The organism is Flavobacterium sp. (genome assembly GCF_044339515.1).
In the GTDB taxonomy this organism is placed as follows: domain Bacteria; phylum Bacteroidota; class Bacteroidia; order Flavobacteriales; family Flavobacteriaceae; genus Flavobacterium.
The window spans coordinates 25,642-39,015 of record NZ_JBIIVK010000035.1 but is presented as its reverse complement, the minus strand read 5'-3'; the positions used below and the strand labels follow the sequence as shown (position 1 = coordinate 39,015).

Genomic DNA, 13,374 nt, shown 5'->3' with positions numbered 1-13,374 from the left:
TCACTTTTTATTATATCTTTGTCAAGTACACTGTACATAAGGGTTGATTTTGAAATGATTATGTTTTGCAACACAAATTTCGTCAACCCTTTTATATTTACAAAATAAGTTTAAATCACTTCAATTATTGTTTTCTAATTTACAGAAAAATTCATAAATTTATTCTCACCTAAACCTCCTCAAAAACTCCTCCTTATAACCCACAGAAATCTCAATCTCTGTTTCGTCAAAAAGTCTTTGATGTCAATTCTAAAATTCTCTGTAAATTAATTTTTTATTAAACTGATAGACCAAGCAGTTAAAAGTAACATAAAAAGGTGATAATTTATCTCTTTCAATTGCCTGTATATTTTTATTCGTATCGAGTTCAAAAATATAAATATCTGTACAATTAATTATACAAATCAAGTTTTCAGTTAAATAGTGTACTTTTTCAATTCTATTATCCCAATATCCAATTGCGGTTTTAATTAACTTATTATATGTTTTTTCATTATCTGTACTAAATTCTAAAATTGATATAAAGTCTTTAGATTCAGATTCATTGTACTTATAAAGTAAAGCAACAAATTTATCTCCTTTTGAATTAAAGGTCAAATCATGTATTGCACCATCTAGATTTTCATCATCTAAATCATAAATTAACTCTAAATTATTGAAATAATTGAAAATTTTAATTCCATCAACTTGCCAATACGGATGTACTACAATTACCGCAAGTTGATTCGGTTTATTTGTAGTAGTTAAAGCCTCTAAATAATGATAACAACCCCAATCTTTCTCAGGATATAAATCTTCATTTAAAAAATCTAAAAAAATAATCTCATTATTACTTTCAGAAATTAAAGCTGTTTTGGTATCTGCTGAGCCATCATCAAATAAAGTTTCGATAAAGCCATTGCCTCTTATGATTAAAACTGAGTGTAAATTTTCATTGATGATTTTTTTACAAATAATCAAACCCTTTAAATCGAATTTAAAGTAAGTGTATTTTTCATTATCATTGTTACCTCTTGTTACAATTTCTATAATTTCGTTATTAATTATTTTCAGATGTACAATTTCTGAAACAGATTCAGAAGTTATAACATCAAGTTTGATTTTTTCAATTTCTTCAAAACTTAAATTTTGCTTTGATATGAAAAAATTATTTTCTATTTTAATGAGAATATAAATGCAGTTAATTTCTTTAAAGAAAGTGATAAGTAGATTTTTACCATCTTTTTTATTTTTTTCAATAAGAGAATTTTCCTCTAAATTTAAAGGAATGTGCGTACTTTTAGAAGTAGTATTTTTACGGGAAATTAAAATCTTTATAAGACCTATAACTGCTAGTAAAATTATAACGATTGCACTATTCATAACTAAGCGGATTATTTTAAACTAAATCTATATTGCTGGCTTGATTTTCTCTCACCTAAACCTCCTCAAAAACTCCTCTTTATAACCCACAGAAATCTCAATCTCCGTTTCATCAAAAAGCGTGACATAACCACCCAACGATTTGTGAAACGATTTCACAAAATTCAAATTGATAATGTGTGATTTATGAACTCTCATAAACGGAAAATCCAACAATTCATCAAAATGTTTTAAAAAACGACAGACCATTTTTTTTGTTCCGTCTGCTAAATGAATATCGGTGAAGTTGCCATTGCCTCGCAAACGAACGATTTCTTCCATTTTTACGACTTCAAAACCTTCTAACGTGGGTAAAATGACTTGTTGCTTCTCGATTTTAGTCTCGCGGAAGTTTTGAACAATAATTTGATTTCGGTTAAACAATTCCTGCTTCATTAATTGTTGTTGGACTTTGTTTACAGCCAAAATCAATTCCTCAATGCTAATGGGTTTCAACAAATAATACGCCGCACTTTGGTTCAACGCTTTCAATGAATATTCCGAAAAAGCAGTGACAAAAATGGTTTCAAAATGTAACTCTTTGCAGCCTTCCAACACATCAAACGCATTGCCAAACGGCATTTCTACGTCCAAAAAAACCAATTGCGGTTGGAGTTCCTGCAACAGCGGAATAGCTTCTCGACTGTTTTGTGCTTCGCCAATAATCTCGATTTGCGGACAATATTTTGCCAAGTAGTTTTTCAACGCTTCGCGAGCAGCCGACTCATCTTCGACAATGACACTTTTTATTTTTTGAAAATCGTTCATGCTACTTTGGTGGTTTTTGAAAAATAAAGTGTGACTAATGTTCCGTTTCCATCCGTTCCCGTAGAAATAGTATAAGAAATCTGTTGATGATACAAATCGTTCAACAAATTAATGCGTTCTTCCACATTACTCAAGCCTCTGGATTCATGCACTTTTTGGTTTTGCGTTTTCAACTCTTTGCTTTTTTCAACACCAATGCCGTCATCTTCAATCAAAACTTTGATTAACTGATTGTCTTCTGCAAAAGTCACTTTCAACTTTCCTTTTGTTTCTCTGTAACGCAAACCATGCCAAATGGCGTTTTCCAAATGCGGTTGAATCAACATATTCGGAACTAAAATTACATCCGAATCCAACTTTTCATCCACCACAATTTCATAAACAAATTTGTCCTGAAACCGCAAATGTTCCAAATCCAAGTACTTTTTAATCTGCTCTAATTCATTGGCTAACGAAATAAAATCTTTGTTCGACGTTTCCATCATGTTTCGCATCAAATTAGAATAAGAAGTCAAATATTTATTGGCTTCTAACTCATTATTTTGAGCAATAAATTGGTTCACACTATTCAAACTATTAAAAATAAAATGCGGATTCATTTCTCTTCGTAACGATTGCAACGCAATTTTTTTGTTCTTCGTTTTGATGGAAAACAATGCTTTTGCAATCCATCCCAATAAAATCAACATCAAAATAACGGAACCAATCAACACATAATTGAATTTGTTTTTCTTCGTAATCAACTCATCTTTTAACGCTCGTTCTTTTTCCAATTGCTTTATTTTTTCTTCCGTAACTTGAAAAATTTTCGCATCTACCAACGAACTGTCTGCTTGAATCATTCGGTCAAAATCATTCAGAAATTTGTCATACAACTCAATCGCTTTTGCTTGATTCCCTTTTTCTCGATAATAATCTGACAAAGCTAACATCGCTTTTTTCGCATCAAAAGTGCGGCCGTTTTTTAAAGCCAAATTATACGTTTTTTCCAATAAAACAATCGCATCGTCTTGGTTTTCATTTTTAAAATACAAATCGGCCAACGTTTGCTGTTGCTCAATTTGTTGCGAAACACTTCCGATTTTTTCCGCTTCCGAAATGGTGTTTTTTGTAATTTCAATCGCTTTATCCAAGTTGTTTTCCGAAGCATAGACTTTCGAAATTTCACTTTTTATTTTCAGAACTTCTTCCGGTTTATCTTTGGAAACAGCAATGGCTTTTTCATAATTTTCAATCGCCATTTCTTTGTTTTCCGATTTTAAATCGACTACCGCTTTTTGTTTGTATGCTTCGGCAGCTTCTTCCTTTTTACCTTCCTTTTCCAAAATTTTGATGTTCGATTCTAAATAATCCGCTTGAACTCGCGGATTGGTGTTTTGTAAACGACTCGCATCATTCGAGTTTACCTTAGAATAACCCACCTCAACCGCTTCTTCACTCGCCGATTGATAATTGAAAATCGCTTCCTTAAACTTTTTCTGCTTCTCCTGAATTTGAGCAATCGAACGGGTTGTACTCGCTATTTTATCTTTATTTTTTTGCTTTTGATAAATCGGCAAAGCTCTTTTCAGATAGTCTTCCGCTTTGGCGTAATCTCCTTTTTTATCCAACTCATTAGCCAATTCTACATATTTATCTGCGGTATTTTCCGGATTACTTTTAGACAACGTTTGTTCCACTTCCTTGGCTTTTTTGCTCACAGAAGATTTATTCACTTTGGTTTTGATGCTGTCTTGAGCCATCATGACCAAGGGAAAAAACATCGCCAGTAGTACTATTTTAAATCGGATAACCATCTCATTTATATTATAGTGTAAAGTACGAAAATAAAATCGGGTTTAAAAAACGATTTCACCAAGTCAGAAATGGTTTTCACCAAGTCGCTCAAAGTTGGGTTGTTCTTCTTGGTAATTTTATCAAAAATATTAATCAAAAACCATATACTATGAAAACAAAAATCATCCTTGGAATGTCTGCTTTAATAAGTTGTGTTCCATTTATTTATTTGTTGGGAAATGATTCCGAACCAACGAAAGAACTTCTTCCAAAAAAAGAAATCGCTCAACGAGAAATGGTGGAAGATGAAAAAAAACCGTGTGTATTTATGTCCTTAATGGGCGAACAATCCGTTGAAGGTGCATCCGTAGTAAAAACGAACACTAAATTTATTGAAACCATTTCAAAAGGTGAATTATGGCTCATTGAAGCCCAAAACTCCGATGGCGGATGGGGAGCAGGATCACGAAACAATCAAAAAGAAAAAAATCCGCACGCTGTTCCTTCTGATCCGGCTACCACGGCAATGTCGGCAATGGCTTTGTACCGTTGCGGTCATTCGATGGAAAAAGGTCAGCACAAAGAAACTCTCAAGAAATCTGTTTTATTTCTATTAAATGAAATTGAAAAAAACCAAAATTCTCCTTATATCACACAAATTAGAGGAACGCAAATTCAAGGAAAATTAGGGCAACACATTGATGCTGTTCTGACGTTGCAATTTTTCAACCAATTGCTTCCCACGCTTAGTGATGAATCAATGAAAAAAAGAGTGCAAGACGGCATTCAGGTTTGCGTGGATAAAATTGAAAAATCAATGGGCGACTCCGGTAAAGTGGGGAACTCGGGTTGGGCTGGGGTTTTACAATCTTCGTTTGCTAATTCAGGTTTAGAAATGGCCGCCAAAAACGAAGGAATCAAAGTCGATAAAGACAAAATTCAAAAAGCCAGAGAATACCAAAAAAGCAATTATAATCCGGATAGTCAATCGGCAAAAACAGAAGATGGTGCAGGAATTATGTTGTATGCAGTAAGTAGTTCCGTTCGAAACAGTGCGGAAGAAGCCAAAGAAGCCAACCAATTGTTTAAAAAAGCCAAAGCAGAAGGAAAAATTGAAAGAGATGCTGTTTTAAACGAACAAAATTTAGAACGATTAGGCTATTCCAAAGAAAAAGCAAAATCGTATGATGTGGCAAATAAAGTTTATAATTCTGCCAAAGTAACCGCAATGAAAGAAGATGTGCTATCCGGTTTTGGCAACAACGGTGGTGAAGAATTCCTAAGTTTCCTTCAAACCGGCGAATCAATGGTGGTCAATCACGATGACGATTGGAAAAAATGGTACGACAACATCGGCGGTCGCATGATGCAAATTCAAAATGCAGACGGAAGTTGGAACGGTCACCACTGCATCACGAGTCCCTCGTTTTGTACTGCAACTTGTTTGATGATTCTTTCGATAGAAAACGACATCAAAAACCTTCAAAAATAATTGTAATCACAACTTTTAAATCCAACACTATGAAAAATTTAGTTTTATCCATCGCCTTATTGTCTTCCTGCCTGCTCTTTAGCAATTGTGAGAAGAAAAACGAAACCTTAGCTGTCAATTCGCAACCGCAAACAACAGTTGTAGCGACAGCCGACACCAAAATTCAAGTCGCTTTATTGTTAGACACTTCCAGCAGTATGAATGGTCTGATTGAACAAGCCAAGTCACGCCTCTGGAACATCGTCAACACATTAACCACGTTGAAATACGAAGGAAAAAGTCCTGAAATTCAAATCTCATTGTATGAATATGGCAACAGTGGATTGAGTTTGGAATCCAATTTTATCCGTCAAATCACGCCGTTGACTACAGATTTAGATTTGATTTCGGAACAGTTGTTTGCGTTGCGAACCAATGGTGGAAGCGAATATTGCGGTGCCGTAATCAAAGAAGCTTCTGATAAATTGACCTGGGACGACCATCAAAAAAGCATGAAGCTCGTATATATTGCCGGAAACGAACCGTTTGATCAAGGAAACATCAACTATAAAGAAGCCATTGCCGATGCGTTGAAGAAAGACATTTTTATCAACACGATTTTCTGTGGCGATGCGGCCGAAGGGATTTCGACCTTTTGGAAAGACGGTGCCGATGTGGGCAAAGGAAAATACTTTAACATTGATTACAACGCCAAAGTTCGTTACATCGTGACGCCGTATGACGATCAGATTTCGCAATGCAATGTACGGTTAAATACTACGTATATTGGGTATGGTGCAAAAGGTGTTGAGAAAAAAAGAAGTCAAGAAGTGCAAGATGCCAATGCTCAATCGATCTCAGGAGCCAATTATGCCGAGCGTTCGGTGAGTAAATCGAAAGAAGTATATAAAAACGACAGTTGGGATTTAGTGGATAAAGCCAAAAAAGACGACAAAGCAATTGAAAAACTTAAACCCGAAGAACTACCGGCGGAACTTAAAAACAAATCGAAAGAAGAGATAAAAACCATTGTGGCTCAAAAGGCAAAGGAACGTGAAACCATTCAAAAAGAAATGGCGGAACTGGCTAAAAAGCGACAAGTCTTTATTGACAACGAATCTAAAAATACCGCCTTGCAAGACGATTTAGGCAATGCAATGGTAACGTCTATACACAGTTATGCCAAAGCAAAAGGTTATGTAGTGGTGAACTAATTTTAGTTGGATTGTGGTTGAACCGCCTTGAAGTCATTTGGGGCGGTTTTTTTTGAGTGATATGAGTTCAAAAAGCTTCTTTTTAAATAGTTTTGATACTATAAACTACATGAAAATTTCAATTGTATTTCTTGAATAAATTCAAAATCATTAATACACCTTACACTCATATTTTCACAAACATTAGGGATTTTTACTTTTTCAGTATTAATTGCTGTAATTTTTTCTTCTTTGCTTACTACTATTGCTTTTTCATTCATTGCATGAGCAATTACCCATGGATCGGCTAATGAGCGGTTTTTTGTGTTGTCAACTAATTTTAAATGAAGTGGATTTTGATAAATTTCTTTAAGACATTTTATAACATTCTCAGAAGATTTTTTTATTGGGATATTGCAACTTTTTAACCAATCATACAAATCATCTTCAGTCTTCTTAATTTCATTATAAACATCTTCACAAATAAAAATTCTGTTTTGTCTTCCTAATTCATCTAAAATTTTCCAGTAATCAGGACAAAATTTTGGACAATAATATTTTTGCCAAGCTTGAATAAGTACATTGGCATCTATACAGTAAGTATTTGATATTGTACTCATTTATATAGCTGTGCTTCTAATTTTTGAAACTTATTTATTTGGACATTCAAGAGATTACTTGCTAGTGAAGGTTCAATCCCCCCCCCTCTGAATGTATCAAGAACCGTTTGTGTAAAAAGTCTACTATTTCTATTTAATTGCAATAAAAAATAATTTGGACCTCCTTTTTGCTCTTTTTCTTTTTGTTTTGCTTTTTTCTCAGCTTCACGTTTTAGAAACTCAGTAAATTGATATTCCGCATCTTTTCTTAAAATTTGATAAGTTGCGAAATTAATTATGTTTAGATTATATGCTCTCACTAAAAGTGCAAAAGAGCTAACACCTAAATTTTTGGCATATTTAAATATTTCCTTAGAATCACTAAAGGTTGATTTATCAAAATTATTAATTATTTCTTTTGGGATAAGAGCACTTGCTGCAACTTCATTACAGAATAGTTCTATAGGGTGGTATTTATCTTTATCTTTAATATTTATTTCAATTTCATTAGAAATTCCTGTTTCAGCAATCCAAATGTGTGCCAATTCATGCACTAATGTGAATAGCTGCGGGGCATTCCAATCATCTGAATTTATAAAAACAAATGGAGCATATTTATCAGCAATTGCAAAACCTTGTATTTCATCAGAATCTAATTTTAGTCTTGAATGAATAAAACTTGTTCTAGAAATGAAAACACCTTTTGACTCCGCTTTATCTATCCATTCCTTAATTGGATTTTCGGTTTTATAGTCAGATGGATTAATATTTAATGTTTCCAATATATCATTAGCAACAATTTCAGGATTATCATATATATTAAATTTTCCAACAAATGACAATTCCTTTTCTTTATTTTCCTCATATAGTTCTCTAATCCATGATTGCTTTTGTTGAGTTTCACGTATAATAAATACAGATGAAGTACTTAAAGATTTTGAACCACTTTTTCTATAATCTTGCAAAGGTTGAAAATCTCTTGGAACATCAGGTAGAAACAATAATGCAAAAGGCCTTTTGTAAGCTTTTGCCAAGGTTTGAGCTTGTCTAATAGTTGGTAAACTAACACCATCTTCCCACTCCTTCAATTTTTCTATGGAAACAGAAACTTTAGCACAAGCTATTTCCTCGGTCATTCTTGCCGACTCTCTAGCCCATTTAAGAACATTTGGCGTTATGTATGCTTTTTCTGCCATATTAGTGTCAAAGATATAAAAAAAGAATTCTAAAAACATTCCAATGTTAATCATTAAAAATTATACAAAAAATGTATTTTTTAAAACTAGTAAATTTTAACCACAAATTAAATCCTTTAAAACCTAATCCCTAAAAAACACGTAAATCATGCATGATTTAACTGAACCGAATGCTAACCTATTCTAAATTAGGACAATTTATATTTTTTTACTAATTTTACTCAATCCAAAAACTAAAATGCTATGAAAAAAATTTTACAATTATGTTTTTTACTGTTTGCCACGGCTTCTTTATCACAAACCGTTGGCTTACAAACTTTTGCTAGTGGATTTTCGAGTCCGGTGGCTATTGTAAATGCCGGTGACGAACGGTTGTTTGTGGTGCAACGAGGTGGTTTAATCCGCATTGTTAATGCAAACGGAACAATTAATGCAACTCCCTTCCTATCGCTCTCCTCCCTCATTGTAGCAGGTGGTGAACGCGGGTTGCTTGGCTTGGCTTTTCACCCGGATTATGAAACAAACGGACGCTTTTATGTCAACTACACCCGCTCTAGTGATGGTGCTACTGTAATCGCAAAATATACCGTAAGTGATTCCGATCCAAACGTTGCCAACCCTGCTAGTGCAGAAATTTTGTTGACCATTGCTCAGCCATTTCCCAATCACAATGGCGGTTCGCTCAATTTTGGGCCGGATGGTTATTTGTATATTGGTATGGGTGACGGCGGAAGTGGCGGCGATCCGAATGATTACGGACAAAACCTCAATTCGCTCCTAGGCAAAATGCTTCGTATTGATGTGGATGGCGAAACCGGTTATGCTATTCCGGCTGACAACCCTTATGTGGGCATTGCCGGCGAAGATGAAATCTGGGCAGTTGGTGTGCGAAACCCTTGGAAATTCTCATTCGACAGACAAACCGGTGACCTTTGGATTGCCGATGTGGGTCAGAATGCTATTGAAGAAATCAACAAAGCTTCTTCAACCGAAGCCGGTTTAAATTACGGTTGGCGTTGTTATGAAGGAAATTCGGCTTACAACACTAACGGCTGTGGTGCTTCCTCCAATTATACGTTCCCAATTGCACAATATACGCATGCTTCTACAGGAGGTTGTTCGTTAACGGGAGGATATGTGTACCGAGGAACAACTTATCCTGAACTTCAAAATAAATATGTTTTTGCTGATTATTGTAACAATAAAATTGGTTATATCGATGTGAATGGAGGTCCAATTACATGGACAGCGAATGCTTTTTCAGGAAATGTAGTTTCGTTTGGAGAAGATGTGAATGGCGAGTTATATTGGGTTGGTATTTCGAATGGTGTGATTTCAAGAGTAATCGATACAAGTTTAAGCACGAATGATTTTCAGCTTAACGGATTAAGTTTATCACCAAATCCAGCCAGTAATTCGTTCACGATAAGAAATACTAATTTATTGAATTTAAATGAATTGTCTATTTATGATTCCATGGGGAAAAGAGTGGCAAATCAAACAATGGATGGTTTAGAATTAACTAATGTATCCATTGATAACCTTACTCCCGGCTTGTATTTTGTTTCGGTAGAAGCGTTGAATGGAACTAGTTTTACAAGTAAATTGGTGGTGAAATAATTATAAAATTCTTCAACTTAAAGTTGTCATTCCGTAGGAATCTCATTGATATGAGATTCCTACGGAATTTTTTTTGAACTTCATTCGGGAAATACTATTTACGGGAAACCGCACTCAAAAAGGTAGAAACCCGTAACACATTCTGAGTAAAACCGTATTTAGATATCAAGTTGGTCGATATATCTTTACATCATCAATAACGAAGTAATTATTCATAATTAAAAATATTGACCCAAGAACGTTCTAAGTAGCCGAAATCGAAAAAGAAATACCACCCTTTTGCCCCAACGAAAGATCTGATTCAACCCAAAACAGCTACTTAACAAAGTTAAACACTAGAAAAAGCGATGCACCCCAATGCAACGCTTTTTTTGTTTTGATTAATTTTGTGAAGCAAATTACATGAATTCACAAGGAATTTTCTTTTGCTACAAAGCCTCTAATTATTTCTGTTAGATGTACAAACTCCCAACTAACTTAAGGAGCCGGATTCGGAATCATCTCTTGAATTGCATCAATCTCATTTAAAATTTCCTTTGAAAGAACAATTTCATGAGCATCGATGTTTTCTTTTAATTGATTTAATGAAGTGGCTCCAATTATAGTGCTCATCACAAACGTTTGCTGTTGCACAAAGGCCAACGCCATTTGGGATAAAGTTAAACCATGGCTATTGGCCAATTCTTGGTATAATTTTGTGGCTTTGGTAGCATTTTCAGAGGTGTAACGTGTAAATTGCGGAAACAAAGCTATTCGGGAATTGGGTAATGTACCGTTTAGATGTTTCCCGGATAAAATCCCAAAACCTAGGGGAGAATAGGCCATGAGTCCGATATTTTCTCGCATACAAACTTCGGTCAATCCTACTTCAAACAATCGGTTTAATAGTGAATACGGATTTTGAATCGTTGCAATTCGGGGTAAATTATGTTTTTCGCTTTCGCTGATGAACTTCATCACTGCCCACGGAGCTTCGTTTGAAACACCAATATGTCGAATCTTTCCGGCTTTGATGAGTTTGTCATACACGGATAAAACGTCCGCAATATTTTCTTTCCAATGGGTATCAATTTTGGTCAGACCTCTTTTCCCAAACATATTCATCACGCGTTCCGGCCAATGCATTTGGTATAAATCAATGTAATCGGTTTGCAGATTTTTCAAACTTAAATCAACCGCTTCATTGATACTTTTAGCAGAAAAATCAAGAGGTTTACGGATGTACTCCATCCCACGATTGGGTCCGGCGATTTTGGTAGCAATGACCAAATCATCTCGCTTTCCTCTTTTGTTTAACCAACTGCCTATAAAACGTTCAGTGCTTCCTAAGGTTTCTTTTCGTGCAGCAATGGGGTACATTTCAGCCGTGTCAATAAAATTAATCCCACGGGAAACAGCATAATCCAATTGTTCATGAGCTTCGCTTTCGGTGTTTTGTTCACCAAAAGTCATGGTTCCTAAACAGATTGTACTGATTTTTATGTTGGTGTGGGAAAGAGTTGTATATTTCATTTTGAGGTACTAAGGTACTAAGGTGCTAAGGTGCTAAGTTAAGATTAAAAACCTTAGTAAATTAGCACCTTAGCGACTCAGAACCTATTTTATAATTCATTCAACATTTTAGAAATCTCATTAAAACTATTAATCTTCTCTATTATTTTGAGATTTTCTTAAATCTTCAATTGTATTTTTCATTTCCTTTATCCGCTCTTCATATTGCTCAATCAACTTGTCATGAATAGTAATGTTTTGAATTTCTGCAATGTAACCTACAGACTGATCCTTGTTTATTTGTTTTAATTTGGGTTCTTCAATAAAGTACTGAAAATCGACATTAAATTCTTTACACAATTTATCAATCAAATAAAAATCTATTTTATTCGTGTTTCCACTTTCTATACTTGCTATGGTTGTTTGACCTATACCAAGTTTTATTGCCAAATCTAGTTGAGACATTTTATTTTTTTCTCGCAACTGTTTAATTTTTGTTCCTATGGCCATGATTTGTAAGATTAAGATTAGCAATAATATGCTCAAAAATAGCAATATTATGTTTATGTTCAATATTAATTTTTAAGAATTTTATATCACAAAAATTATTGTTTAATTTAATTTATTATTTTTATGGGAAATTTAGTTAAAAAAAGAGCTGGACTAATTGCAGTTTTATCTAGTGTTTTATTTGTTTCTTTTTTCAGTATTTTACAATCATGTAGTGATGAACAAAAAGATTCAGGAACTGACGAAAATACTTCATTATTCTCTAAGTTTGGGAAAAATTATGTTATTGGAGTAGATAAAGGGAATGGAGTTTATGAAATTACTGCTAATAAAGACGAATTGTTAAAAGTTTTTGCTGAATTAGCTTTTGAACAAAATCTAGGTGAAGTTACTTATACAAGTTTAGAAATCAAGAAAAATATTATTGTTGGAAGTAATCCAACAGATTATTATTTTGGTTTATTTGCTTCTGATGCGGATGGTAAATATAAATCAGCCTTTGAGTTAAATAGAGAGGGAACATCATTTAGTGTTAATGCAAATAAAGGATCTATTACATGTACGAGTACTAATTGCGGACCAGTTGATTGTGTTCCTTACCAACAAACAATTGCTGGTGGAAATGGAAAGGTATGGGCATGTACAAGTTGCACTAATACATGCACTAAAACAATGTCAGTAGTTATAAAATCATTTGAACAATAATGATTACAAAATTAAAAAGTGTTTTTATTATATTATTTCTTTTTGTTAATTCTTGTATATCATTCTCCCAAACAGATATACAAGAATCAACAAAAGGAGATATAGATTTTCCATTTGCAAGAGTTAAAGGTGAAAAAATAGAAATTATTCAAGACACCACTCTTCTCAAGCAAAAATTAAAAGAAAATATTTCTTTTGACAAGCCTATCCATTTTAATAGTGTTGAAATCTTAAAACAAAAAACGATTGGAGATTCACAAGAAGACTATTATTTTGTATTGATAAGAGCTAATGATTCTAAAGTGAGAATTGCAAGATGGCTTAGTTTAATTGGAGACGAATTATATTTTAACAACAAAACCAATCAGTTTAATTCTTTTGAACAAACCTATCTCATTTGTGTAGGTAATAATGATTGCTATCCCGAAGTTTTCATATTTAACGACCAAAAAAACTGGGGTTGCTCTAAGGATCCAAAGTGCATAACAGATCCCGAAAAAAGAGAGGCTTTAAATTGTGATATTTACAAAACTATATTGATTTCAGAATTGAAAGATTAATAAAAAAACAGTTTCTATAAAAAATTACAGAAACTGTTTTTCTTTTTTGACTAGTAATTGGCTGAGCATTCAGTTATCTTAAAA

12 protein-coding genes are annotated in these 13,374 nt (G+C 33.8%); 5 read left to right on the top strand and 7 right to left on the bottom strand.

Annotated elements, in window-relative coordinates:
* Positions 1 to 249 precede the first annotated feature (249 nt).
* The 3 genes from ACIQ0M_RS10430 to ACIQ0M_RS10420 are packed head-to-tail and all read right to left on the bottom strand — an operon-like array spanning position 250 to position 3,965.
* A complete protein-coding gene (locus ACIQ0M_RS10430; protein WP_396151958.1) occupies positions 250 to 1,362 on the bottom strand; it encodes a hypothetical protein in 1,113 nt (370 codons plus the stop codon).
* 51 nt (positions 1,363 to 1,413) lie between these two features.
* The gene (locus ACIQ0M_RS10425; RefSeq protein ID WP_396151956.1) at positions 1,414 to 2,169 is read right to left on the bottom strand and encodes a LytR/AlgR family response regulator transcription factor; all 756 of its coding nucleotides are present in this window, start codon (positions 2,167 to 2,169) and stop codon (positions 1,414 to 1,416) included.
* Positions 2,166 to 3,965 (bottom strand): histidine kinase, encoded by a 1,800-nt coding sequence (locus tag ACIQ0M_RS10420; RefSeq protein ID WP_396151953.1) that lies wholly within the window; start codon positions 3,963 to 3,965, stop codon positions 2,166 to 2,168. The genes ACIQ0M_RS10425 and ACIQ0M_RS10420 overlap by 4 nt, the downstream gene beginning before the upstream one ends.
* Before the next feature lie 149 nt (positions 3,966 to 4,114).
* Here ACIQ0M_RS10420 and ACIQ0M_RS10415 point away from each other — a divergent pair, with 149 nt between their 5' ends.
* Together ACIQ0M_RS10415 and ACIQ0M_RS10410 are read left to right on the top strand one after the other, a co-directional pair.
* Positions 4,115 to 5,437: a hypothetical protein gene (locus ACIQ0M_RS10415; protein WP_396151950.1), complete on the top strand. Its 1,323-nt coding sequence runs from the start codon at positions 4,115 to 4,117 to the stop codon at positions 5,435 to 5,437.
* Between the two features lie 29 nt (positions 5,438 to 5,466).
* Positions 5,467 to 6,630 carry a VWA domain-containing protein gene (locus ACIQ0M_RS10410; RefSeq protein ID WP_396151948.1) on the top strand — a complete coding sequence of 388 codons (1,164 nt, stop codon included), beginning with the start codon at positions 5,467 to 5,469 and terminating at the stop codon, positions 6,628 to 6,630.
* A 98-nt stretch (positions 6,631 to 6,728) separates the two neighbouring features.
* Here ACIQ0M_RS10410 and ACIQ0M_RS10405 read toward each other — a convergent pair whose 3' ends face one another.
* Both ACIQ0M_RS10405 and ACIQ0M_RS10400 read right to left on the bottom strand, forming a co-directional pair.
* Positions 6,729 to 7,229: a DUF4411 family protein gene (locus ACIQ0M_RS10405; protein ID WP_396151946.1), complete on the bottom strand. Its 501-nt coding sequence runs from the start codon at positions 7,227 to 7,229 to the stop codon at positions 6,729 to 6,731.
* Complete coding sequence (locus ACIQ0M_RS10400; protein WP_396151944.1) at positions 7,226 to 8,404, bottom strand: ImmA/IrrE family metallo-endopeptidase; 1,179 nt, start codon at positions 8,402 to 8,404, stop codon at positions 7,226 to 7,228. The genes ACIQ0M_RS10405 and ACIQ0M_RS10400 overlap by 4 nt, the downstream gene beginning before the upstream one ends.
* Positions 8,405 to 8,647: 243 nt before the next feature.
* Here ACIQ0M_RS10400 and ACIQ0M_RS10395 point away from each other — a divergent pair, with 243 nt between their 5' ends.
* A complete protein-coding gene (locus tag ACIQ0M_RS10395; RefSeq protein WP_396151941.1) occupies positions 8,648 to 10,024 on the top strand; it encodes a PQQ-dependent sugar dehydrogenase in 1,377 nt (458 codons plus the stop codon).
* A 477-nt stretch (positions 10,025 to 10,501) separates the two neighbouring features.
* Here the strand turns inward: ACIQ0M_RS10395 and ACIQ0M_RS10390 are convergent, their stop codons facing one another.
* Together ACIQ0M_RS10390 and ACIQ0M_RS10385 are read right to left on the bottom strand one after the other, a co-directional pair.
* Positions 10,502 to 11,536, bottom strand: a complete 1,035-nt coding sequence (locus tag ACIQ0M_RS10390) for an NADP(H)-dependent aldo-keto reductase (RefSeq protein WP_396151939.1) — start codon at positions 11,534 to 11,536, stop codon at positions 10,502 to 10,504.
* A 129-nt stretch (positions 11,537 to 11,665) separates the two neighbouring features.
* Entirely contained in the window at positions 11,666 to 12,025 is a 360-nt protein-coding gene (locus ACIQ0M_RS10385) for a helix-turn-helix domain-containing protein (RefSeq protein WP_396151937.1), read from the bottom strand.
* Positions 12,026 to 12,148: 123 nt separating this feature from the next.
* Between ACIQ0M_RS10385 and ACIQ0M_RS10380 the strand changes: the two genes are divergently transcribed.
* Positions 12,149 to 12,730, top strand: coding sequence for a hypothetical protein (locus ACIQ0M_RS10380; protein ID WP_396151935.1), 582 nt, complete (start codon positions 12,149 to 12,151; stop codon positions 12,728 to 12,730).
* Complete coding sequence (locus ACIQ0M_RS10375; protein WP_396151933.1) at positions 12,730 to 13,290, top strand: hypothetical protein; 561 nt, start codon at positions 12,730 to 12,732, stop codon at positions 13,288 to 13,290. The genes ACIQ0M_RS10380 and ACIQ0M_RS10375 overlap by 1 nt, the downstream gene beginning before the upstream one ends.
* The last annotated feature ends 84 nt before the right edge of the window (positions 13,291 to 13,374 follow it).